Here is a 22,007-nt window from a genome sequence, read left to right as displayed (position 1 = left end):
CTGTCTTTCCCATATATAAAGCGCTTTACAAACTTGTCAATTTTCTGTATCTTTTTAATGAAGTTGCTTATATTTCTTGGACAGTATCCTTGTGAACTGTACCGAAAGCAGCTTAATCAATCGGGAATCTGCCTTGATCGGTAAAGACAGGGACGGAAGAAAACAGGTTCGAAACATCCGAACATACACTATCCTTCTGTCCATTTTTGGAAGAAGGATATTTTTGTTTTCTTCCTCCGAAATTTCGAAGGAGGAAAAATCATGAAAACGACAAGCGATTTTCTAAAAATGAAAGCGGCCGGAGAAAAAATCGTCATGATTACCGCATACGACTACCCCGCTGCAAAATATGCGGAAGCAGCGGGAGTCGATATGATTCTCGTTGGCGATTCTTTAGGTATGGTCGTGTTGGGTTATGATTCGACGGTGCAGGTTACAGTGGACGATATGATTCACCATGCCAAAGCGGTCCGCCGTGGCGCAAAAGATACGTTTGTCGTCGTGGATATGCCTTTTGGTTCGTACCACGGAGACCCCAATGAAGCGTTGAAAACGGGTGTCCGGATGATTCAGGAATCAGGAGCGGATGCGTTGAAAGTGGAAGGTGCCGGCGAAGTTTTATATGTAATAAAAAAATTGGTCCACGCAGGCATTCCGGTAGTTGCCCATTTAGGATTGACGCCTCAATCGGTCGGAGTACTCGGGGGATATAAAGTGCAAGGAAAGACGGCGGAACAGGCGAACCAGCTTATTGAAGATGCTTTACGATGCCAGGAAGCGGGAGCCATGGCGGTCGTTTTGGAATGCATTCCGCATCAATTGACCGAAATCGTTTCCCAAAAATTGGAGATTCCGACCATCGGCATTGGTGCGGGGCCTGAAGCGGATGGACAAGTACTTGTATTTCATGATTTGTTGAGATACGGAAACCATCACATTCCTAAATTTGCAAAAGAATTTGCAAATGTCGGGGCACAAATTCAGAAGGGAATAGAAGGTTATAAAAAAGCGGTGAAAGAAGGTTCATTCCCTGCTCCAGAACATTGTTTCAATATGAAAGAAGAAGAATTATTCTCGATTTATGGAGGCAAGTAACGGATGGAAGTCGTGAAAACAATCGCCGAACTAAAAGATATTGTAAGAAAGGTGAAATCGGAAGGGAAGACGATCGGGCTCGTTCCGACGATGGGATATCTTCATGAGGGGCATATGGCTTTGGCAAAAGCGGCAAGAGAGGAAAACGACTTTGTCATCATGAGCATCTTTGTCAATCCGACACAATTTGGACCGAATGAAGACTATGAATCTTATCCAAGAGATTTGGAACGGGACAAAAAAATTGCGGAATCAGTAGGAGTGGATGTTGTGTTTGCGCCGTCTGTCGAAGAAATGTATCCGACAGATGGAGGCATTCGGATCCATGCTGGCCGCCAAGCGACGATTCTCTGCGGTGCATCAAGACCGGGTCATTTTGACGGGGTTTTGCAGGTGGTGACAAAACTTTTCCATATTGCAGAACCGACAAGAGCGTATTTTGGCCAGAAGGATGCACAGCAGGTGGCCATTGTAACGACCCTTGTGCGCGATTATAATTTCCCGTTGGAAATCCGGACTGTGCCAATCGTCCGGGAAGAGGACGGCCTTGCAAAATCTTCGCGGAACGTTTATTTATCCGAACAGGAACGAAAAGAAGCGCCGGCGATTTACCAGGCGTTGAAACTGGCAAAAGAAGAATTTTTAAATTCGAAGGACGCAGAGAAAGCGGTTCAGAAGGCAAAAGATTATATTTTATCAAATACTGCGAGCGGCCGGATTGATTATGTGGAATTGTTGTCCTATCCTGATTTGAAACCCATTGACGAAAAAACGGACCAATTTTTGCTTGCGGCTGCGGTTTACATCGGTAAAACTCGTCTGATTGATAACATCATCTTTTCAAAATAGGGGGAAATGAAAATGTACAGAGAAATGATGAACGCGAAAATCCATAGAGCCCAAGTAACGGAAGCGAATTTAAATTATGTCGGATCCATTACAATCGATTCGGATATACTGGATGCGGTCGGCATGCTTCCAAACGAAAAAGTGCAAGTGGTAAATAACAATAACGGTGCCCGCTTCGAAACATACATCATTCCCGGCGAGCGCGGCAGCGGAGTGATTTGCGTCAATGGCGCGGCTGCCCGTCTTGTACAGGAAGGGGATATTGTCATTATCATTTCCTACGCTTATGTGGAGCAGGAAAAACTTGCCGAACATAAGCCGACTGTCGCGATAATGGGCGAAGGAAATACAATCAAAGAAATCATCCACTACGAACCGGAAGCAACAGTGCTTTAATATATTTGACAAGCTGAATATTCAACAAAGGGCAAATTGGACATGTTTAGAATTCCAATTTGCTTTTTTTATGGCAGAAGACTCGGCAAATCTTCCGGCATCAAGCATATAGGAGAAGCGGCAGAATCAGTATTCCGGAAATCATTCATTTTTTACGGTCGGCGAAAAGATCTGTTCCAAATTTGTTTGAAGACAAAGAAAAGATTTCAATGTTTGATAGCAAAAGGAGAGTGTAAATGAAACACATGACCAGTCTCCCAATCTATGTTAAAATTCGCTTGTAGCTTATAACTATTGATATAGTGAGTTGAGAAAGAAATGGAACATCAAAAATATGTCATTGTCGATCTGGAAACAACCGGCCATTCCCCAAAAGAAGGGGACCGGATCATTCAAATTTCAATGGTCACCATGAAAAATTGGGAAGTGGAAGATACCTTCACCACCTTTGTACATCCGGGAAGATCCATTCCGGTTTTTATACAGGATTTAACCAATATTTCAGATCAGGATATTCAAGACGCCTTGCCATTTGAACATTATTCGGAACAAATATATAGCATCTTGCAGGACGCCATTTTTGTTGCCCATAATGTGGATTTTGATCTATCTTTTCTGCAGGCGGAATTTGAAAGGGCAGGATTGCCGGAATGGAGAGGAAAGAAAATTGATACGGTGGAGCTTTCAAAAATTCTTTTTCCAATGGCCATCGGTTATAAATTGGCAGATCTTGCAAGCGATTTAAATATTCCGCTGGTACATGCCCATCGCGCGGATGATGATGCGATGGCGACGGCCTTATTATTAAAAAAATGCTGGAAAGAAATCCTGGCTTTGCCGGTTCAGACCATTGAACAGCTGCATAAATACTCATTTAAATTAAAATCAAATATTTCCCATTTATTTTTTCAGGCATTGCAAATCAAGAGAAAAAATCTCGGAGAAGAAAGTTTTATTGTTTATCATCAATTTGCGTTCAAAAAGGATTTGCCGATTTCCCTTCAGCATGGACCAATCCGGTCTTTCCCAAACACCGATGAAGAAAAAATGGAGCTTCTGTCAAAACAATTTCCCAATTTTGAAAAACGGCCCTGCCAATTTCAAATGATGGATGCCATTTGGGAAACATTGCAGAGGAAAAGTGAAATCATGATTGAAGCATCCACAGGGGTTGGAAAAACGTTAGGGTATTTGCTGCCTTCCTTCATTTATGCCAAACAGCAGGGAAAGAAAATCTGCATTAGTACGTACACTTCTTTTCTGCTTGAACAGATATTATATAAGGAAATTCCGAAAATCGAACAGGTTTTGGGAACGAAAATCCGGGTCGCCTTGTTAAAGGGCATGCAAAATTATATCGATATCGAATTATTTGAACAGCTATTGAAACAAGAAGAACATACGTATGATGAAACATTGACGATCCTGCAAATACTTGTCTGGCTTTCAAAGACGGATACAGGGGATTTAAGCGAATTAAATCTTTCCGGGGGCGGACAGCTTTTCATTGATAAAATCCGTAAAAAACGCCGCAACAACAATCCTTTTGATTTTTATGAAAGAGCGATTGAGAAGAGCAAGAAGGCAGATATTATTGTAACGAATCATGCCATGTTGTTATCGGATTTGGAGCGGCTTGAGCCGGTTTTTCATTCCATCGAGGGATGGATTATAGATGAAGCCCATCAGTTTGTACAGGCCGCCATCAACCGCAATCAAGTAGTGTTCTCATACGCCCGATGGAAATATCAATTGGGACAAATGGGAATCACTTCTGATAATGGTTTATTCAAATCCATTCAAAAAGCAGCATTGAAAAGCGAAAGAATCTCAAAACGTCAATTTGGCAGATTGGAAAAATGTTATTTGACCTTTTTGGATTGTTTCGACAGGGCGATGCAAACGCTCATTGTTGCCATACAAGTTCAAAAACGTCCTCAATTGGATTATAAACAAACGGCATTTTTAAAAGATTTGTCTTTGGACCGGAACGCAATGAAAGAAGTATCAAGCGCCCTTCAAAATTGGATTGATTTGGCGGAAGAATTATCCGACCGTTTTCTTGAGGCAAAAGAGTTATCGGCGGAAAATAAAATGTTATTGGAACGTTGGGATTATTGGATTCGGGAATGGAAGGTCAAGCTGGCTGAATGGGACTCCATCTTTTTTGAAGCAAATGATCATTATAGCATTTGGATTGAATTGGACAGGCGGCACATCCCGGGAAGCATCCGCATTTACAAAAAACCTCTGGAAATTACGGAAGCCATTGATCGATTGTTTCAATTATTCAGGCAAAAAGCGGGAATCATCTGGACTTCCGGTACACTTACCATCCCGGGCAACGAACGCTTTGTCGCAAAACAATTGGGGATTGGAAATCATGTCCCTGTTTTGAAGCTGGAAGCGCCACAAAATTATTATTCGGGCGCAAAAGTTTATATCGCTACGGATATGCCGGATATTCAAGCAGTGCCACAGGCGGAATACATTGAAGCGGTGGCGGGGGCTGTTTCCCTCATTGTTCAATCTACCGGAGGCCGTTGTTTTGTTTTATTTAATTCCCAGGATATGTTAAAGAGAACGGCCGAGCTGATCGAAGAAGCCGATTTATTAAATGATTATCTGTTGTTTGCACAAGGGGTTACAAGCGGCAGCAGAATGAAGCTATTAAAAGCTTTCAAAAAGTTTCAACGTTCCGTGTTGTTTGGTACGAACAGCTTTTGGGAAGGCGTTGATGTGCCCGGGGAGGATCTGAATACGGTGATCATCGTAAGGCTTCCTTTTTCTTCCCCGGATGAACCGATTTTCAAGGCAAAAGCGGATAAGTTAAAAGAGAAGGGAAAAAATGCCTTTACGGATTTATCTTTGCCGGAAGCCGTTTTGCGTTTCAAACAAGGATTCGGACGGCTCATCCGTTCATCAAAGGATCACGGAGCCCTGATTGTGCTGGATCGGCGAATTGAAACGAAATCATACGGCAAAGAATTCATTCAAGCGCTTCCGGACATCAAAATAGAAAAACTTCCTTTGCTGGATATGGTGAAAGATTTGCAACACTGGTATAATAACTAAGGTGAGGAAGAGAAGCAGATAAACAACGAAAAAATTATAAAGAACAAGGTGTTCAAATGAAAAATTGGATTATTTTTATTACAAGTTTTGTGTTAATATTAACAATTGGAATATCTGTTTTAGTCCTCTGGAAAGCCTCAAGCCCATTCAAATCCATCGAAAAAGAGGCAACGGAATTGGCCATATCATCCAACATCATTCAAAAAGCCTCCGAAGCTTATGTCTATAATGGCAATAAGCCGTATGTCACCGTTTTCGGGGTAGACGAAAAGGGGGATAAATTGGCCGTCTTTGTGCCGATTACGCTGGATGAGAAAGCAATCCAATACGTACGTTTGGAAGACGGCATTTCGGAAAAAGAGGCTTTAGCTGAATTGGATCAGAAAGATGTTAAAGAAGTGCTTCATACGAAATTGGGCTACGAGGAACCGGGCGCCGTTTGGGAGATTGCTTATATTAATCACTCTGACAAACTCAACTATGTCTATGTTTTATTTGAAGATGGACAATGGTGGAAACGCATTTTGAATTTATAGAGGAGTAGATCATAAATGAAAGAATTTTTATCCAATCGTGTAAAAACTTTAAAACCTTCTTCAACTTTGGCCATTACTGCAAAAGCAAAAGAAATGAAAGCGCAGGGCATTGATGTGATAGGACTTGGAGCCGGCGAACCCGATTTTAACACTCCGCAAAACATCATTAATGCCGCAATCGACTCAATGCAAAAAGGATATACAAAATATACCCCTTCCGGAGGGCTTCCGGCTTTAAAAGATGCGATTATTGAAAAATTTAAACGCGACAACCAATTGGAATATAAGCAAAATGAAGTCATTGTCGGCGTAGGTGCAAAACATGTTCTTTACACATTGTTCCAAGTCATTTTAAATGACGGGGATGAAGTCATTATCCCGACACCGTATTGGGTATCCTATCCTGAACAAGTAAAATTGGCCGGCGGTGTTCCGGTATTTGTAGAAACAACAAGTGAACAAAACTATAAAATGACTGCGGAACAGTTGAGAAATGCGATTACGGATAAAACGAAAGCGGTGATTATCAATTCCCCTAGCAATCCGACGGGAATGATTTACCACCGCGAAGAATTGGAAGAAATTGCGAAAGTTGCGTTGGAGCACAACATCCTGATTGTATCGGATGAAATTTACGAAAAGCTCGTATACAATGGGGCCGAGCATTTCTCCATTGCCCAAATTTCAGAAGAAGTAAAATCGAAAACCATCGTGATTAACGGTGTTTCAAAATCCCATTCGATGACCGGCTGGAGAATCGGATATGCAGCGGGTGATGCAGATATCATTAAAGCCATGACAGATTTGGCTTCCCATTCTACGTCCAATCCGACAACCGCTTCCCAATATGCGGCGATTGAGGCTTATAACGGGCCGCAGGATTCAGTGGAAGAAATGAGAAAAGCTTTTGAATCCCGCCTGGAAACGATTTATCCAAAATTGAGTGCAATTCCCGGCTTTAAAGTGGTAAAACCTCAAGGCGCCTTTTATTTATTGCCTGATGTAGGAGAGGCTGCGGCAAAAACCGGGTTTGCAACTGTCGATGAATTTGCCGGTGCTTTATTGACAGAAGCCAATGTAGCGGTGATTCCGGGTTCCGGTTTTGGCGCCCCGTCAACCATCCGCATCAGTTACGCCACATCTTTGGATTTATTGGAAGAAGCGGTGCGCCGCATCGAAAAATTTGTTAAAGATCACTGGAAAAATTAATAGTGCTTCATTTGTCAGCGTCCGTCATTGCGGGCGCTTACTTTCTAATGAAAGGAGTCAAGGAGATGAAGGATCAGCATAGCCGGCTCCGCATGTGGATCGAACAAAAGCTTGTGAACATTCCTGAACTTTTTTTTCGGCACTATAAACAACTGGGAATTGCCGATGATGAAGCCATGCTTTTATTGCACCTGATGGCTTTTCATTCGGAAAATATCGATTTTCCGACTCCCGGCGCTTTGGCCGAAAGAATGCATTTAACGGAAAGGGAAATCACTGAGAAGCTGCAGCGGCTTCTGCAAAAGGGGGTTATTGAAATTACGCAAGGTATAGATGCGAACGGCAAAATCTTCGAAAAATATTCGATGTTTCCATTATGGGAGAGAATGCTGGATTTCATCGGCAAGCGATCGATGGATCAGGAAGAACAACAAAGAAAAAATGAAGAAGGGGAAATCTTCACCCTTTTTGAACAAGAATTTGGACGATTGCTTTCCCCGATTGAAATCGAAACCATTTCTTCTTGGCTTGACCAGGACCATCATTCTCCAAAAATCATACGGGAAGCATTAAAGGAAGCGGTTTTGGCCGGAAAGTTATCGTTCCGCTACATCGACCGTATTTTGTTTGAATGGAAAAAGAAAAATATCCGGACAATCCAGCAAGTGGAAAAACAGCGGGAACAATTCGCCAAACATCATAACCCTTCCGCTCTTCCGAAGCAAAATGCGACGGAGACACGCAAAAAAGTGCCATTTTATAATTGGTTAGAAGAAAGAGAGTAGGGGAGATCAAATGTTGACAAAAAAGCAATGGGAACATTGTTTGGAAGTCATAGACCAAATGTTCCCGGATGCCCACTGTGAGCTTGTACATAGCAATCCTTTTGAGTTATTAATTGCGACGCTTCTGTCTGCCCAATGCACCGATCAACTCGTAAACAAAGTGACAAAAGATTTGTTTCAAAAATATAAAACCCCTGAAGACTATTTGGCGGTGCCTTTGGAAGAATTGCAGCAAGATATCCGATCGATTGGGCTTTACCGCAATAAAGCCAAAAACATACAGAAATTGTGCGAAAAGCTCATAACTGATTTTAATGGAGAAGTTCCTCAAACGAGGGAAGAATTGACTTCGCTTCCTGGAGTGGGAAGGAAAACGGCGAATGTCGTCATGTCCGTGGCATTCGGAATTCCGGCTCTTGCGGTCGATACCCATGTGGAAAGAGTGACAAAACGGCTTGGCTTATGCCGATGGAAAGACAGCGTGCTCGAAGTGGAAGAAACGCTGATGAAAAAAACACCGAAGGAAAGATGGTCAAAAACCCATCATCAATTGATCTTTTTTGGCAGATATCACTGCAAGGCGCAAAATCCGCAATGCCATCAATGTCCGCTTCTGGAATTGTGCAGGGAAGGGCAAAAGCGGCTGAAAAAAGGATTGGTCAAACAATGATTCGGGTACGGAAAGAGGCCATTCAGAAGGAAAAAATAGAGCCTTATTTTGAAAAATGGGACTGTTTATCAAAAGAGATCCATGCAGCACATGACGAGCGCAATGGCAAAAAAGCGAAAGCTTTAATGGAGCAGGGAATCGCACTATTTGAAGAGCTGATGGTAAAAACTGCTGATACGGAAGAGAAAGAACTGATGGTAAATGAGAAATATGAAGGAATGCCGCTGAACGGGATGGACCGGCTTCTATTCATTAAAGCAAGACCCGGCCAATACGCTTGCTTCGTACAGTTGGATGAACTGTTTAAAGAAGCGAAAAAACAGTTCGCGAGGTTAAGGGTACAAAAATAAAAATATATATTGTTGTTCGGCCCATTTCGGATTGGAAGCTTTTTGATTTTGCAGAATGCTATTTAATAAAGGTAATAAGAAAAATGCAAAAAGAAAAGGCAAGTGGAACATTTCCACTTGCCTTTTCTTTATGAACTTTCTGAAGTGGTAGGCGGAGCCGGTTCGGTAGGTGGGTTTGAGCCGTTATTATCGGAGTTTTCATTGCCTGTACCCGGATTTTGGTTATTTCCGTTATTGTTTCCATTATTATTTCCATTATTATTTCCGTTATTGTTTCCATTATTTTGGCCGTTTTGATTTCCTTGATTTCCGCTATTGTTATTCGGCGGAGTTGGTTCTTCGGTTTCATCCGGCTTTTGGACATCCGGTTCCTCAATTTCACCGCCGATCGTAATGGAGACAGAAGCAGGTTTACTGCGGGTTTCTCCCACTATTGCAACCACGGTGAATGTATACGTTTTTCCATCTTCAATACCGGTAATCGTCGCTTGTTTGTTGGCGGTTGTAGTGACAACCTTTGCCTGGCCGCCATCGGATTTCATGGACACTTCGAATTGGACGTCCGAATCTTTATATTCTTCCGGTACGTTGAAATCCCATGTCAAATCCACCATGCCAGGGGCTGTATTGACCGCCTTCAAATTAAATGGCGCTTCAAGCTCTTTATATTTATCGGACACTTCTTTCGGTTCTGTTCCCCGCACAAACAACTCTGTTCTCCGTTTGTCAGCAGGAGTATTTTTGCTTGCCAATTTCAACGGTTCAGTGCCGACTTCAATCGTCGCTTCCACAACGGAATTTGGTTTTACGAACCGTTTCGTTTCTTTGCCTTGGGAAATTTGCCCCATGATTTTACTGAACAGCACTTGCGGCAGACGCCGTTCATCCCAGGTTGTAATCGGATCTTTCCGTTTTTCGTAACCGCTCCAAATGGCAATGGAATAATTCGTCGTATAACCGACAAACCAGGAATCCGGCACGGCCGTATTTGGCAAATTATATCGCCGAAATTCTTCGGCGCTATAGTTTGTGGTACCCGTTTTACCTGCGACATCCAGTCCTGGCACCCTGGCGGCCGTACCCGTTGCGTTTGGTTTGGAACCAACGACATCCCTGAGCATGTCGGTAATCATGTAGGCTGTATAGTCGTTCATGGCTACAACCGGTTCCGGTTTGTTTGTAATTTTGGAACCGTCCCGGAAAACAATCTCTTTAATAGTGTGCGGTTTGTTATAGACACCGTTGTTTCCGAATGCCGCATATGCACTGGCAAGCTGAATCGGAGATAATTCGATCGCACCGCCGCCAATAGCGTCCGATTCATAAATTTCTTTATTTTTAATGCCTAATTTTGATACAAATTCGCGCGCCCGATCCAATCCGACTTCTTGCAATGTTTTGACAGCCGGAATATTGCGGGAAGCATAAAGGGCTTCGCGTACGGTAATCGGGCCAAAATATTTTCCGTCCCAGTTTCCTAGACTTTTTCCATCGGAGTACGTATGCGGTTCATCCACAATCGTTTTTCCGGTGGACCATTTGAAATATTCAATTGCCGGACCATAGGCGATCAGCGGTTTCATCGTTGAACCAGGAGGTCTTTTCGAGTCATCGGCAAAGTTATATGCTCTTTGGCTTCCGTAATTCCGGCCTCCGCCGACGGCTCTTAAAGCGCCTGTTTTTGTGTCAACGACCGCGATACCGGATTGAATCGTTTGGGTAGGGAAGTTATTGGCGTTATTCAAGGCGTTTTCAACGACAGTTTGCGCTTTTGGATCCAGTGTCGTATATACTTTTATCCCCTCGGATAACAAACTTGGATCTCTTTCTTCGATTTCATTCAATACAACATCCAAAAAGGCATCGTATTTTGTGCCGGCCAGTTGTTTTCTCTGTTCTTCCGGAAGAAGCCGTGAAGTTACATCGATTTTTTTCGCTTCTTCCGCTTCGGCTTCAGTGATTTTTCCGTGCTGAACCATCAGATTTAATACGATGTCGCGGCGTTTTTGAGCCTGCTCCGGATTTTTAAACGGATTATAATTGTTTGGACTTTGCGGCATTCCCGCCAAAAGGGCAATTTCATCCAACTCCAATTCATCCAGGTCTTTTCCGAAGAAATACTCGGCTCCAGTAGCAAAACCGTAGACATTGCCGGATATCAACACTTTATTGAAATACATTTCAAAAATTTCTTCTTTGCTGTACAAACGTTCCAACTGTAAAGCTAACCAGGCTTCTTGTGCTTTCCGTTTTAATGTTTTCTCATTGCTCAGAAAAGAATTTTTTACTACTTGTTGGGTAATCGTACTTGCCCCTTGGGCCCCGAAGCCGCCTGTAACGTTAGCGATGACGGCTTTCACAAGGCGGAAGACGTCGATGCCGAAATGATCAAAAAATCTTGCGTCTTCCGTTGCAAGGATGGCGTCGATCATTTGTTGCGGTATATCTTCATATTCCACATATTTCCGGTTTTCAGCACCGAAAGTGGCAAACAGTTCCCCATTCATGTCGTAAAATTCAGCAGAAATCGGATCTTTCAATAAATCTTCATTCAGTTCAGGAGCAGAACTTGCATAATAAACGAACAGCCCCGCTCCGGAAACCACACCTGCCAGAAAAAGAGCCAGGATGGTGATAAGCCCCCATTTCAACCATTTTTTCATCGGTTTTTTCTGTTTCTTTTGTTGGGATTCCCGTATTTTTCTCAACTCTGTTCGAGAACGTCGTTTTTCGCTCAATGTGATCTCCTCGCTTTATTAAAACTATCAGTTTTCGCCGGAAATTAATTTTTTAATAGCGCTTATATAATCAATTCTAGGATTATATCCCGGTATAATTTCGTAGCTTTTGCTTTCAAAGGTTCCCAGAGGGATCGATTTTCTTCCCCCTTTTTTCATATTGCTCCACGCTTCGTATAAAACTGAAAAAGGAAGCAAAAAATACCGATTAAGTTTCGAAAATCTTACAATCGTAAATGCAATTCCTTGCTGATTGACGACATTTTTCATATGGGTGATTTGATGTTCATGGACGTTTTTTAACGGAAAAGATGTTGTACTTTCGGTTTCCTTTGCCTCGAAATCGATATAGTAACCGTTCCAAACACCATTATAATCCGTTGTTGATGGAGTGCGGAAATACGCTTCCCGAATGACTGCCGCACTTCTTTTCGGGTACTCTACTTTGACGATTTGGATTGGAACAGGTTTCTTATGAATGATGGCAATCTGCCTGCTTAAATAGTATGCATTTGTCTCATTGATTTCATCTTCAAGGGTTTTCCCGCGATTTCCAAAGGAGAAATCTTTACTTTTTTTATTCATCGTATTCTTGGAAGTTATATTTTTCGGATTATAAGGTTTTCCGTTTGGATATTTCAGCACCGCAAATCACCCTCTAAAAAAAATGATATCCAAATCTAGTAATAAGTTTAACATAAAAATTTATCGAAAAAATTGTTCTTTTAGCTAACGATGTCTAGTTTTGCCTGGCGAAAGGTATTTTCCTCCGTTTATGGAATTAACAAAGAAAAGGAGGTAACCGAATGAACAGATTTCAATTTCTTATATCCCAATTAGATTGTTTGGACGAATTGATGACTGCCAGGTTTGAAAACGAGCGGGCCATGATCAGTGACTACTTTTTTGGCCAGATTGTTTCCGCTCATCAGAAAGTAAGCTTAGCAGAAAAGAATATTCATGTAAAGAATACTTGTTCCCCTTTTAATAGTGAATTAGAATAGATTTTGATAAACTGGATATTTAGAAAGGTCTGTATTCTATGGAACTGTTGGAGTTGACAAAACGGCTGCTTGAAGAGTGTGATGCGTCAAGGAATCGTTTCTTGAAAATGAGAAAACTTGACGCCACACCTAATTTTTTTGAGGAAGTAAAGCCGTATGCCGATCACATCCATGAATTGCTTGAATCGTGGGAAGCATCAGCCATTCAATGGATAGAGGAACACCGGCCCAAATATTTGCGGAAACAACAAATTCAAAGTGCCGCCGAAACGATGGACAAGTTTGTGGTTGAATCCTTTTATAAAGAAACGGGCAAGAAAAGATTTTTCCAATCCGTCCATTCCGTCCGTTTCATTCTTTCTACATTGCTAAGATATTTGGAGGAGGACCATCGTGAAGAAAATCAGGACGATTGATGAATTGATCAACGAATGGCAGCAGGATGAGGAATTAAAACAAAATATTGTCCATATTGCCACGATTGAGGGTCGGGAGGGGGAATATGAGGATTTTCCCGATTGCCTTCATCCTTCTTTGAAAAAAGCGCTGTTAGAGCGGGGCATTGAAAAACTGTATTCCCACCAACGCCAGGCCTTTGATTTGGCCCTTGCCGGCAAATCCTTTACGGCCATCACTCCGACGGCCTCCGGGAAATCTTTATGTTATCATTTGCCGGTGCTGCAAAAAATTTTGGAGGATTCTTCCACAAGAGCGATTTATCTATTTCCGACCAAAGCGTTGGCGCAGGACCAAAAGGCCGATTTGAACGACTTGATTGATTCGATGAATGAGGAAATTTATTGCTATACATATGATGGAGATACAGCGCCGAATATTCGCCAAAAGGTGCGGAAAGCAGGACACATTGTGATGACGAATCCGGATATGCTGCATTCGGGCATTTTGCCGCATCATACGAAATGGGTATCCCTTTTTGAAAATTTAAAGTTTATCGTCATCGATGAACTGCATACTTATAAGGGAGTATTTGGAAGCCATGTTGCCCATGTGCTGCGCCGCCTGGTCCGCATTTGCGAATTTTACGGCAGCCAACCAATTTTTATATGCACTTCCGCAACCATCAAAAATCCAAAAGAGCTGGCGGAAAAATTGACGAACACAAAACATGTGCTGATCGAGAAATCGGGGGCGCCTGCAGGAAAAAAAACCTTCATTTTTTATAATCCTCCAATTGTCCATAAGACTTTTGGCGTCCGGAGAAGTGCTGTGCTGGAGGCCACAAACTTGGCTGCGCGGCTTTACAAAGCGGGCATCCAGACCATCGTGTTTGCCAAATCCAGAGTTACTGTGGAACGGCTTGTTACCTATTTAAAAGAATTGACAAAAAATAAAATCAATGACGGGTCCATTCAAGGCTACCGGGGAGGCTATCTGCCGTCAGAACGTCGAAGAATTGAGAAAGGGTTAAGGGATGGGTCCATTCAAATTGTCGTCAGCACAAATGCCCTTGAATTAGGGGTGGATATTGGCCAGCTGCAAGCCTGCATTATGACCGGATACCCAGGAAACATTGCCAGCGCCTGGCAGCAGGCGGGGCGGGCGGGAAGAAGACAAGATTCCGCTTTGATTATTTATGTGGCCAATTCTTCTGCCCTTGATCAATATATCGTCAACCATCCCGATTATTTATTGGGGAATTCCCCGGAAGAAGCGTTGATCAATCCGGAAAATATCCTTATTTTAATGAGCCATTTAAAATGTGCATCTTTTGAATTGCCTTTTTCAACGGATGATACGTATGGCGAATTTGAGGTGCAGGAATTGCTGGAATATTTGCAGGAGGAAGGCGTTTTAGTAAAAACGAATGCCCATTACTACTGGATGAGCGACCGTTTCCCGGCAAAAGACGTGAATTTGCGTTCCGCTGCCGAAGAGAATGTGGTCATCATTGACCAAACGGTTCCGGGAGGTACGAAAGTCATTGGAGAAATGGATACTTACTCCGCCATGACCCTTTTGCATGAAGAGGCAATCTACCTGCACCAAGGGGTCCAATACCAAGTGGAAAAACTTGATTGGGAAGAGAAAAAAGCCTATGTGCGGGAAGTGGATGTCAATTATTACACGGATGCCAATTTAGCGGTTGAGCTGAAAGTATTAAGTGAAGATAAAGCAGCGTCATACGAAGACGTGACGGTCAGTTACGGAGATGTAAGCCTGGTGGCTGTTCCTACAATTTTCAAAAAGATCCATATGACGACTCTCGACAATATCGGATCGGGAAAAGTCCATATTCCTCCGATGGAGATGCATACAAATGCAACGTGGATTTCTTTCAGCCTCCCTGAAAATTGGTCGGAAGAAATGCTAACGGATGCATTGACAGGTGCCGCCTATGCCATCGGATCTTTCATTCCGGTCTTTATTCAGTGCGACCGGAAAGATGTGACAGTCGTTCCCCAAGTGAAGGCCGTCCACAACGGAAGACCGACATTGTTTATTTACGACAGCTATCCCGGAGGAATCGGATTAAGCGAAAAAGTTTATGATCTCCTTGTACCGATTTTAGAATTGACGATCCAGCATGTACAATCTTGTCCATGCGAGCAAGGTTGTCCTTCCTGTATCGGGGCTCAAGATCATTTAACGGACGGGAAAGAAAAAGTATTGAAAATATTAAACATTTTATTAAATGAAGTGATGTGATTGCATGGGCTACGAAACGAAAATTTTGCAGCTGAAAAAAATGCTCGGAAAAAAGAAAACGGAACAACCTGAAAAAACCGTATACAAAAAACCGGAAAGGCCAGCTTATATTGATGAATGGAAAAAAGCTGGGCTTTCCATTGTGGAAAATGATTTCGGCGTCGTATGTAAAAGACAAGTACGCTATCCGTCGGACTATCGGCATGGAAAATATGAATTGAAGCAATTTTTTCATGCGGTGGAAAAGTGGGAGAAGGCGGAAATCGAACATCCTTTTTCCATCAATCAGGAAGAAAATGTACTGTTTTTTGATACGGAAACGACCGGACTGAAGGGTGCCGGAACTCACATTTTCCTCCTCGGATTTCTTGAAGCGGATGAAGAAGAATTTGTGCTGAATCAATACGTATTGGCCGATCCGGCAAACGAGGCGGCGTTTTTATTTGAATCAAAGTTGTGGCAACCGGGGAAAACAGTGGTCACTTATAATGGAAAAAGTTTTGATTGGCCGCAGCTCGAGACCAGATGGACTTTCAATAAAAACTATCTGCCTAAATTGCAATCGCCTAGACAAATCGATCTATTTCATAGTTCAAAAAGAATATGGAAAAATCAATTAGAAAGATTAAAATTAATTAAAGTGGAAGAAGAAAAATTGGGGATTAAACGGGATCATGATATTCCCGGTTTTCTTGCGCCGGTCATTTATTCGGATGCGGTAAAAAGCGGGAACGCCTCCGGATTGGTGAAAGTTCTGCAGCATAATGAGTGGGATATCCTATCCCTGTTAACCCTATATATTCATTCCACAAGCCTTCTGCTTGACCGCGTGTTGCAGGATGGGGCTGTCACTTATACAAATATCGGCAAATGGTACAACGATTTAAAGGAGCATAAACAGAGCGAGCAGGTTTTATCGGCTGTAACGAAACAATTTGATGAAGAAGAAGCGGGGCTGGCCTACTACTATTTGGCATTTCAACAAAAGCGGAACAAACAGTTCAAGGAATCGGCCGAATCTTTTCAAAAGGCCCTTCATACAATTGAGGGGAGAAAAAAATTAAATGCATTGGAACAGCTGGCCATGATGTTTGAACATCGAATGAAAGAGTATTCAAAAGCATTGCAGTATACAATCGAAGGTATAGAAATCATCCGGAAAGCTGATTTTTTGAATGAGGAGCAAAAGAAAAGACAATTGGAGCATTGGGATAAACGATTGCAGCGATTAAAAGGAAAGCTTCGGAAATATTCCGAAGCGCCCTAAGACTAATATTTCCCGGTGAAGCGCAAATGGCGACAAAACCATATCCAGGAATGGTGTCGAAATTTGTAAAAATCGCATTTTTGCAGTGCTTTCCTGTCCTTTTATAAGTTTATATGTGGTATAATATAAAATGCGTATGTATCGATGGAAGGGCGATGTGGATGGAAATCAAATTAAATTCCAAAATGATTTTGGAGAAAGAATTCAAACGGCAAATGAAGGGTTACAATATTGATGAAGTGGATCAATTTTTAGATATAATTATGGAAGATTACGACAACTTCAACAAAATGATCAAAGAATTGCAGGAAGAAAATGAGCGTTTGAAAAAAGAAATAGAAACGCTGAAAAAACAACAGACGCCACAATATGCGGGCAGCACGAATTTCGATATTTTGAAGAGATTATCCAATCTGGAAAAGCATGTTTTTGGCAATAAATTGTACGATTGATAATATGCACAAGTTGTTTTTAAGAAATTTGTCTAGTATAATGATAGATGCACCATAGTGGTTTCGAGTAATCGCTGCAAACGTTCAGACGTTTGTAGAGGAAAGTCCATGCTCACACGGCTCTGAGATGACCGTAGTGTTCGTGCTTACCGAAACCATAAGGTAAGGCAAAGCTTCCCACAGCTTTGACGGCGGAAGGAAGACCTAAGTCGCGCTATGCGATATGGTCGACACTTCCTGAAAAGTGCCACAGTGACGTAGCTTCACTGGAAACGGTGAAGGTGGAACGCGGTAAACCCCACGAGTGAGAAACCCAAATTATGGTAGGGGAGCCCTCCCGAAGGAAATGAACGGAGGGAGGGACGGGGAGAATTCTTCTTCCCGTAGATAGATGATTACTACCTGACAGTACGAGGCGAAAGCCGCTTGAGTACGCAGGGACAGAACATGGCTTACAGAAATCACTATGGTGCATAGTGGGCAACTTTAAAATAAAATGTTTATACATAAACTTGGCCGTACAGACTCTCCTGTGAAGGAGGGTTTTCTTTTTGTATAAATGGAAGTATCGTATAAGGAAAATGAAATTTTGAAAAAGCAGGAATATATGCTGGAAGGAAAATATTTCTTGTCAAACAGATTCATGGTATAATTAATTGTTTGGAAATATGTAATAATCAAGGATGGATGTTCATGACAAATTTTCAATTAGTGGCTACTTCGGCAATGGGATTAGAGTCTGTCGTTGCGGAAGAGGTAAAAGCATTAGGATATGAAACTCGCACGGAAAACGGAAAAATTTTTTTTGAAGGTGATGAAAGAGCGATTGCCAGAACAAATCTGTGGCTGAGAGTTGCCGATCGGGTAAAGATTGTCGTCGCCCAATTCCCGGCGACCACATTCGAAGAATTGTTTGAAAACACAAAAGCTGTAGAGTGGGAACAATACTTGCCTGTAGATGCAAATTTTCCTGTCAGCGGCAAGTCGGTTAAATCCAAATTATACAGTGTTCCGGATTGCCAGGCGATTGTAAAAAAAGCGGTTGTAGAAAGGTTAAAACAGGCTTATAAAAGGCTAGGGTTTTTAGATGAATCGGGAGCAACCTATAAAATTGAAGTATCAATTTTGAAAGATATGGCAACACTTACCATTGATACAAGCGGTGCAGGACTTCACAAACGCGGCTATCGGGTTGGACAAGGGGAAGCTCCTTTAAAAGAGACGTTGGCAGCTGCATTGGTAAAAATCTCCAAATGGTCGCCCCACCGTCCTTTTGTGGACCTGTTTTGCGGCTCGGGCACGATTCCGATTGAAGCGGCAATGATTGGCCAGAACATTGCCCCGGGATATAATAGAGATTTCATTTCCGAACAATGGGATTGGATGGATAAAAAAATATGGGACGATGCCCGCATAGAAGCGGAAGACTTGGCGAATTACGACCAGCCGCTTGATATTTTGGGAACAGATATTGATCATAGAATGATAAAAATTGCAAAGGAGAATGCATTGGAAGCAGGTTTCGGTGATTTGATCACCTTTAAGCAAATGCAAGCGACAGATTTCACTACGGATTTAACGGATGGCGTGATCATCTCCAATCCCCCATATGGTGAACGGATCGGGGAAAGGGAAGAAATTGAGAGAGTCATTCGGGAACTGGGGAAAATTATGAAAAATTATCCTACATGGTCCGTCTACATGCTGTCTTCCATGTCCAACTTTGAACAATTATACGGGAAGAAGGCAACAAAAAAACGCAAATTATATAACGGGTTCATCCGCACAGATTTTTATCAATTCTGGGGACAAAAATCAAACAAAAAAAATTATTGATTGTTGTTCTATAAACCTCGAATATTGTTATTTTATGTCGGGTTTTTTATAATTAAATTATTGCAATACATCGTTTAGGACAAGGTTTAGAACATGAAGTGTCTTGAATGATTTCGAGACACTTTCTTAATGTCTAAAAATAGGCATTGAAAAAGGAGATTTGAAAATGCAATCATCAATACCTTTTGAATTATCAAAGGAAAAAAGTTTTTTTGATTCGCTCGCGGATTGGATTGGCGACGTGTTTTATGATATTTTGCCCGAAAAGGGCTTCGAATGCCGCGATGAACAGATTTTTATGTGCTATCAAGTAATCAATGCGTTAAAAGAAAAGAATGTATTGTTTGCGGAAGCGGGAGTCGGCACGGGAAAAACCTTAGCATATTTATTGCCCGCCATTGCTTATGCCCGCTATAAAGGGAAGCCGGCGTTGATCGCTTGCGCAGATGAAACATTGATTGACCAGCTGGTAAAAGAAGAAGGGGATATCGCAAAAATCGAAAAGCATTTAGGGTTGAACATCGATGTAAGGCTTGCGAAATCCCGTGATCAATATTTATGTTTGAAACGTTTGGAAGAAGCGGAAGTATATGAAGAGGGCGAATGGATCGACGAAATAGCCTTCGCGATTCCGGAAGAAGTTTATTCGGAAAGTTCCGCTGTGCAGATCCCCCTTTACGGTGCGAGAAGTGATTTTCCGCAAATCAGCGATGAAAATTGGAAAAAGGTTAATTACAATTCGATCATGCAATGCAGTGTTTGCGAGAAACGAAACCGGTGCGGCCAAACATTGCATCGGTCCCATTATCGAAAAGCAAAGGATTTAATTATTTGTTCCCAAGACTTTTTAATGGAACATCTGGCAACGAAAGAATCCCGGAAACGCGAAGGACAGTTGACGTTGCTACCTGAAGTGTCGATGATAGTTCTGGATGAAGGACATTTATTGGAGTATGCAGCACAAAAGGCCATGACATATAAAGTGCAAAATTATACAATTATGAAATTATTGGATCGGATCATGGTGGACGATATCCGAGAAAGCACTTTATATGCAATGGAAAAATTGCAGGATGATCATGAACTGTTCTTCGATCAGCTCCAGGATGATGTCATTCCGTCTGATGATGACCGCAAAAAAATCCGCAAATCGGATCGGTTACTGGCTTTAGGAAAGCAGTTGATTGAAGATGTGGAACAATTATTAGAAGAATTTGTATTCGAATCGGAAATGTATGTCATTCCGGAATACGAACTGAATATCGTCGAGGAATTTTTAGAAGACTATGAAGAAGCGTTGAAAATATTCATTTCCAAAAGCGACGCCATTGACTGGCTGGAAGATACCGACGGGGAAGATACACTGGTCATCATGCCGAGATTAATAACGGAAGTATTGGAGGAAAAACTGTTCTCCAACAAAATTCCGATTATCTTTTCATCCGCAACGCTATCTGTGAACAAAGATTTCTCTTATATCGCTTCCAGCTTAGGAGTGAAAAAATATCAGCATTTCAGTGTGCCTTCTCCATTTGATTATGATGAAGTCATGAATATTTATTTACATGGGCTCTCCGATGAAGAAAAAGTGAAAAAAGTGGAAGAATTGCTGAACCAAAATAAGAAAACATTGGTATTGTTTAAATCCAGACAATCGATGTTGAAATTTAAGGAAAAATTGCCGCTAATGTCACGTTTAACAGTCGGCTTTGAAGGGGATAGAGAATTAACATCCATTATTAAAGATTTCCAAAACGGCGCCCTAAAAACTCTCTGTTCCTATCATTTATGGGAAGGGGTTGACTTGCCGGAGGAATCTTTGACCCAAATTATCATCTATGAATTGCCATTCCCGCCGAAGGATCCGCTTTTTGAAGCGAAAAGAAAATTTGCAGGAAAACCGTTCGAAGAAGTGGATTTGCCGTTTATGTTGCTGCGATTGCAGCAGGGAATTGGCCGGCTTATTCGGACTGAGAAGGATTATGGGGATATCCATATTTTCTTGAATGAAGAAGACAATGACGTCCGTTCCGAGTTTCTAAAAGTGTTGCCGGTGCAGCCTCAAAACGTATAATGTCTCATTACAGATATATGTAAAAAGTCTATATGGATTTTTTGCATATTTTTTTATTTTTGGGAATATAATTTTATCAAATTTGTTGAAACAGGTCGTGTCATCGGCGTAATATGTCAATGATTGTCTGTTTTGAAAAAATAAAAAGAAAAGGAGAGCGTCATGAGACTAAAGGGGAAAGTTGCGATAATTACTGGTGGGGCAAACGGGATTGGCAGGGCCGCTGTGAAAAGATTTTTGGAGGAAGGCGCAAAAATCGTTATCGCAGATATCCAAAAAGAAGCCGGGGAAGAGCTGGAAAAATCCTATCGGAATCAAGGATACGATGTGTTTTTTGTCCCGGTCAACGTGGCAGTGAAAGAAGAAGTGGAAAATATGGTCGAAAAAGCGAAAGAACGCTATGGTAAAATCGACATTTTGATCAATAATGCAGGAATTACGAGAGATGCAATGCTTGTCAAAATGACGGAAGAGCAGTTTAATGCAGTCATCGATGTCAATTTGAAAGGCGTATTTTATTGTACGCAAGCGGTTGCAAAAGTCATGATTGAGCAAGGATATGGAAAAATTATCAATACATCTTCTGTAAGCGGTGTCTATGGCAACATCGGTCAGACAAATTATGCGGCAGCCAAGGCCGCCATTGTGGGAATGACGAAAACTTGGGCAAAGGAACTCGGCAAAAAGGGAATCAATGTGAATGCGGTGGCTCCGGGATTTACGAAAACCACAATGGTGGAGAAAATGCCTGAAAAAATATTAAATTATATGGAATCGATTACAAGTTTAAAAAGGCTGGGAGAACCTGACGACATCGCAAATGCTTATTTATTCTTGGCGTCCGATGAATCAAATTACATTACAGGGCACATATTGCATGTGGATGGAGGCATCATGATGTAAAGTTATAAATTGGCTGTTGAAAAAAAGTTCACAATATTTTAATATTTAAAAGGTGCAGAAAAAAATCCCTCCCCGTTTGTTCGGGGAGGGAGTATGCATTC

The 22,007-nt window shown here is 41.8% G+C and carries 19 protein-coding genes and 1 other RNA gene; 18 read left to right on the top strand and 2 right to left on the bottom strand.

Going from position 1 to position 22,007, the window contains the following annotated elements; translation table 11 throughout:
- Nucleotides 1–261: 261 nt before the first annotated feature.
- The 9 genes from panB to FKZ59_RS01165 all read left to right on the top strand — a co-directional run bounded on the left by panB (nt 262) and on the right by FKZ59_RS01165 (nt 8,965).
- The gene (gene panB / locus FKZ59_RS01205) at nt 262–1,095 is read left to right on the top strand and encodes a 3-methyl-2-oxobutanoate hydroxymethyltransferase (protein ID WP_141600907.1); all 834 of its coding nucleotides are present in this window, start codon (nt 262–264) and stop codon (nt 1,093–1,095) included.
- 3 nt (nt 1,096–1,098) lie between these two features.
- Nucleotides 1,099–1,944, top strand: a complete 846-nt coding sequence (gene panC, locus FKZ59_RS01200) for a pantoate--beta-alanine ligase (protein WP_141600906.1) — start codon at nt 1,099–1,101, stop codon at nt 1,942–1,944.
- A 12-nt stretch (nt 1,945–1,956) separates the two neighbouring features.
- On the top strand, nt 1,957–2,340 hold the full coding sequence (panD, locus tag FKZ59_RS01195) for an aspartate 1-decarboxylase (RefSeq protein WP_141600905.1): 384 nt from the start codon (nt 1,957–1,959) through the stop codon (nt 2,338–2,340).
- 318 nt (nt 2,341–2,658) lie between these two features.
- Nucleotides 2,659–5,415, top strand: coding sequence for an ATP-dependent DNA helicase DinG (gene dinG / locus FKZ59_RS01190; RefSeq protein WP_141600904.1), 2,757 nt, complete (start codon nt 2,659–2,661; stop codon nt 5,413–5,415).
- A 56-nt stretch (nt 5,416–5,471) separates the two neighbouring features.
- Nucleotides 5,472–5,951: a cell wall elongation regulator TseB-like domain-containing protein gene (locus tag FKZ59_RS01185; protein ID WP_141600903.1), complete on the top strand. Its 480-nt coding sequence runs from the start codon at nt 5,472–5,474 to the stop codon at nt 5,949–5,951.
- A 15-nt stretch (nt 5,952–5,966) separates the two neighbouring features.
- Nucleotides 5,967–7,160, top strand: coding sequence for a pyridoxal phosphate-dependent aminotransferase (locus tag FKZ59_RS01180; protein ID WP_141600902.1), 1,194 nt, complete (start codon nt 5,967–5,969; stop codon nt 7,158–7,160).
- A gap of 65 nt (nt 7,161–7,225) precedes the next feature.
- Nucleotides 7,226–7,945, top strand: a complete 720-nt coding sequence (locus tag FKZ59_RS01175) for a DnaD domain-containing protein (protein ID WP_141600901.1) — start codon at nt 7,226–7,228, stop codon at nt 7,943–7,945.
- Nucleotides 7,946–7,955: 10 nt separating this feature from the next.
- Entirely contained in the window at nt 7,956–8,615 is a 660-nt protein-coding gene (nth, locus tag FKZ59_RS01170; protein ID WP_141600900.1) for an endonuclease III, read from the top strand.
- Nucleotides 8,612–8,965, top strand: a complete 354-nt coding sequence (locus tag FKZ59_RS01165) for a YpoC family protein (protein ID WP_141600899.1) — start codon at nt 8,612–8,614, stop codon at nt 8,963–8,965. Before nth ends, FKZ59_RS01165 begins: the two co-directional genes overlap by 4 nt.
- Nucleotides 8,966–9,093: 128 nt before the next feature.
- On the opposite strand, the gene FKZ59_RS01160 is transcribed toward FKZ59_RS01165, so the two are convergent.
- Together FKZ59_RS01160 and recU are read right to left on the bottom strand one after the other, a co-directional pair.
- Nucleotides 9,094–11,703, bottom strand: coding sequence for a penicillin-binding protein 1A (locus FKZ59_RS01160; RefSeq protein ID WP_141600898.1), 2,610 nt, complete (start codon nt 11,701–11,703; stop codon nt 9,094–9,096).
- A gap of 27 nt (nt 11,704–11,730) precedes the next feature.
- Nucleotides 11,731–12,348, bottom strand: a complete 618-nt coding sequence (gene recU, locus FKZ59_RS01155; protein WP_141600897.1) for a Holliday junction resolvase RecU — start codon at nt 12,346–12,348, stop codon at nt 11,731–11,733.
- 161 nt (nt 12,349–12,509) lie between these two features.
- On the opposite strand from recU, the gene FKZ59_RS01150 reads away from it, so the two are divergent.
- The 9 genes from FKZ59_RS01150 to fabG all read left to right on the top strand — a co-directional run bounded on the left by FKZ59_RS01150 (nt 12,510) and on the right by fabG (nt 21,906).
- Nucleotides 12,510–12,707 (top strand): endonuclease, encoded by a 198-nt coding sequence (locus FKZ59_RS01150; RefSeq protein WP_141600896.1) that lies wholly within the window; start codon nt 12,510–12,512, stop codon nt 12,705–12,707.
- 38 nt (nt 12,708–12,745) lie between these two features.
- Nucleotides 12,746–13,123 (top strand): YppE family protein, encoded by a 378-nt coding sequence (locus FKZ59_RS01145; RefSeq protein WP_141600895.1) that lies wholly within the window; start codon nt 12,746–12,748, stop codon nt 13,121–13,123.
- A complete protein-coding gene (locus tag FKZ59_RS01140; protein ID WP_141600894.1) occupies nt 13,098–15,374 on the top strand; it encodes a DEAD/DEAH box helicase in 2,277 nt (758 codons plus the stop codon). Before FKZ59_RS01145 ends, FKZ59_RS01140 begins: the two co-directional genes overlap by 26 nt.
- Before the next feature lie 4 nt (nt 15,375–15,378).
- Entirely contained in the window at nt 15,379–16,641 is a 1,263-nt protein-coding gene (locus FKZ59_RS01135) for a ribonuclease H-like domain-containing protein (protein ID WP_141600893.1), read from the top strand.
- Between the two features lie 161 nt (nt 16,642–16,802).
- Entirely contained in the window at nt 16,803–17,093 is a 291-nt protein-coding gene (gene gpsB / locus FKZ59_RS01130; protein WP_141600892.1) for a cell division regulator GpsB, read from the top strand.
- 59 nt (nt 17,094–17,152) lie between these two features.
- An RNA gene (rnpB, locus tag FKZ59_RS01125) (RNase P RNA component class B) lies at nt 17,153–17,553 on the top strand.
- 233 nt (nt 17,554–17,786) lie between these two features.
- Nucleotides 17,787–18,929 (top strand): THUMP domain-containing class I SAM-dependent RNA methyltransferase, encoded by a 1,143-nt coding sequence (locus FKZ59_RS01120; protein ID WP_141600891.1) that lies wholly within the window; start codon nt 17,787–17,789, stop codon nt 18,927–18,929.
- Between the two features lie 166 nt (nt 18,930–19,095).
- Nucleotides 19,096–21,003 carry an ATP-dependent DNA helicase gene (locus FKZ59_RS01115; RefSeq protein ID WP_141600890.1) on the top strand — a complete coding sequence of 636 codons (1,908 nt, stop codon included), beginning with the start codon at nt 19,096–19,098 and terminating at the stop codon, nt 21,001–21,003.
- Between the two features lie 162 nt (nt 21,004–21,165).
- Entirely contained in the window at nt 21,166–21,906 is a 741-nt protein-coding gene (gene fabG, locus FKZ59_RS01110; RefSeq protein ID WP_141600889.1) for a 3-oxoacyl-ACP reductase FabG, read from the top strand.
- Nucleotides 21,907–22,007: the final 101 nt, after the last annotated feature.

The sequence above is a fragment of the Ureibacillus terrenus genome, assembly GCF_006569205.1.
GTDB lineage: Bacteria > Bacillota > Bacilli > Bacillales_A > Planococcaceae > Ureibacillus > Ureibacillus terrenus.
This window is presented reverse-complemented; position numbering and strand designations above follow the sequence as displayed.